The organism is Methanobrevibacter sp. V14 (assembly GCF_963082475.1).
GTDB lineage: Archaea > Methanobacteriota > Methanobacteria > Methanobacteriales > Methanobacteriaceae > Methanocatella.
The window spans coordinates 1-2,464 of the sequence record NZ_CAUJAM010000013.1; the positions used below are offsets into that span (position 1 = coordinate 1).

The following is a 2,464-nucleotide window of genomic DNA, read 5'->3' on the forward strand; positions in this document are numbered from 1 at the left end:
AGGATATTTGCCATTACAATGGTGTATTGTTTGGTTTGTTGTTGCAATAATATTCGTTGCTTATGGTATTTATCAAATTAGAAAAATCGTAGATGAAAATCCTGAATCCAAAGCATTACTTGCTGTGAGTGGAGCATTCATGTTCATCTTATCATCTTTGAAATTACCGTCTGTTACTGGAAGTTGTTCTCACCCTTGTGGTAACGGATTAGGTGCAGCATTATTCGGACCTGCTGTAACCTCAGTATTGGCAGCTATCGTACTTATTTTCCAGGCTCTTTTGCTTGCACACGGTGGATTAACCACTTTAGGTGCAAATATTGTTTCTATGGGTATCGTAGGTCCTATTATAGCTTGGATTGTATACAAAGGTTTAACTAAAGCTAATGTTTCATCAACTGTTGCAATTTTCTTTGCAGCATTTTTAGGTGACTTATTAACTTACGTAGCTACTTCATTCCAATTAGCTTTCGCATTCCCTGCTCCTAGTTTTGCAGCTTCATTAACTAACTTCTTAACTATTTTTGCAGTAACTCAAGTGCCATTGGCTATTGGTGAAGGTATTTTAACTGTAATTATTTGGGATAGATTAAAATCTTACAAACCTAAATTATTAAACAAACTCGGTGCATTAGCTCCTAATGAAGCATAGGTGATTAATATGAAAACATCAACATTAATAATATTAGCAGTTGTTTGTATAATTCTCTTCATTGCACCATTAGTAATGTTCAGTGGTCATGGAGAAGATGATGGATACTTTGGTGGTTCTGATGATGCAGCTGGTGAAGCTATAGAACAATCTGGTTTTAAACCATGGTTCTCTTCAATATGGGAACCACCTAGTGGCGAAATTGAAAGTTTATTATTCGCTCTTCAAGCAGCTATAGGGGCAATCATTATTGGTTACTTCTTTGGATACTGGAGAGGACAAGGTAAAGAAGAATAATTAATCTTCTTTACTCTTTTTTCTATTTTTTTAGTGATTTTATGAAATTTGATATGGATTATATAGCGCATCATAATGAACTAACTGAAGCAAATCCTTATTTTAAATTGTTTTTAACAATTTTCTTGTTAGTTTTAACATTGGCTCTTGATAATTTATATTTCGATATTTTTATCCTTATTGTAATGTCTATTGTAATTTTAGCAATAGCTAAAATAAGCTACCGTTCATATTTTAAATTTTTAACTATTCCCATGGCATTTGTTATTATAACATGTTTCTTTTTAATATTCTTCTTTGGAAAGGGGGAAGTAATTTATGAAACTGGATTGTGGGGTATTGTAGTTACAACAGATTCTCTACATTATGGTGTTTACACATTCTTTAGAGTAGCTGGATGTTTGCCGTTATTAGGTTTTTTAGCTCTAACAACACCTGTTGCGAAAATATTGCATTGTTTAGCCACTCTAAAAGTTCCAAAAATTTTCATTGAAATTGCACTTTTAATGTATAATTCAATATTTATATTCTTAAATGAAATAGACACAATGCAAAAAGCACAAGAAACAAGATTAGGTTATAATTCCTATTGGAATTCATTTAAATCTTTAGGTGCACTTGTAAGTACAATATTTTTAAGATCTCTTGATAAAAGTGAAACATTACAACATTCTCTTGATTCAAGAGGTTATACTGGCGAATTGCCTGTTTATACACCAAAAAAGAGGGATAATTAATGTTAGAAGTTAAAAATATAAAATACTCTTATAATGCAGATTACCAAGCACTTAACGGCGTTAGCTTAAAAATTGAAAAAGGAGAAATGGTTGCACTTGTAGGAAAAAATGGTGCAGGAAAATCAACATTATTTTTACATTTAAATGGCATTTACAAACCAGATGAAGGAAAAGTCTTTATTGATGGGGAAGAGTTAAAGTATGATAAAAAATCTTTACTTAAATTCAGACAAAAAGTTGGAATTGTTTTTCAAAACCCTGATGATCAAATCTTCGCCCCAACAGTAGAGGAAGATGTTGCTTTTGGACCTTTAAACTTAGGTTTACCTATGGAAGAGGTACAGGACAGAGTTGAAGAGGCATTAGCTCGTGTAGGAATGTCAGGATTTGAAAAAAAGGCACCTCATCACTTAAGTGGAGGTCAAAAGAAAAGAGTTGCAATTGCAGGCATTCTTGCAATGAAACCGGAAATCATGGTTTTAGATGAACCGACTGCTGGACTTGACCCGCAGGGTGTTGAAAACTTAACTAACCTATTAAAAGAACTTAACCAAGAAAACATTACAATAATTATTTCAACACATGAAGTTGATTTGGTTCCAGATTATGCAAAAAGGATTTTTGTTTTAGTAGATGGGTTATTAATTGCTGAAGGCACTCCTAAAGAGATTTTTTCACAACCTGAAATTCTTAAGAAAGCCAATTTGAAAGTTCCTATTGTTACTGAATTATTCCAACAACTTGAAGCGGAAGGCTTTGATATGGAAGATGATTATCC

General features: G+C 32.8%; 4 protein-coding genes. All 4 read left to right on the forward strand.

The annotated features are described in order from the left end of the window. A partial coding sequence (gene cbiM / locus Q9968_RS09400) for a cobalt ECF transporter S component CbiM (protein WP_305515775.1) occupies window positions 1-652 on the forward strand: 652 nt, incomplete at its 5' end. A 9-nt stretch (window positions 653-661) separates the two neighbouring features. Next, window positions 662-949: an energy-coupling factor ABC transporter substrate-binding protein gene (locus Q9968_RS09405; RefSeq protein WP_305515777.1), complete on the forward strand. Its 288-nt coding sequence runs from the start codon at window positions 662-664 to the stop codon at window positions 947-949. A 41-nt stretch (window positions 950-990) separates the two neighbouring features. Further along, the gene (cbiQ, locus tag Q9968_RS09410; RefSeq protein ID WP_305515779.1) at window positions 991-1,686 is read left to right on the forward strand and encodes a cobalt ECF transporter T component CbiQ; all 696 of its coding nucleotides are present in this window, start codon (window positions 991-993) and stop codon (window positions 1,684-1,686) included. Further along, on the forward strand, window positions 1,686-2,464 hold a 779-nt coding region (locus Q9968_RS09415; protein WP_305515781.1), incomplete at its 3' end, for an ATP-binding cassette domain-containing protein. The genes cbiQ and Q9968_RS09415, both read left to right, overlap by 1 nt.

What these genes read in the sequence shown, in the direction of transcription:
- Q9968_RS09405 (WP_305515777.1), top strand. Translation starts at nt 662, where the DNA reads ATGAAAACATCAACATTAATAATATTAGCAGTTGTTTGTATAATTCTC.
- cbiQ (WP_305515779.1), top strand. Translation starts at nt 991, where the DNA reads ATGAAATTTGATATGGATTATATAGCGCATCATAATGAACTAACTGAA.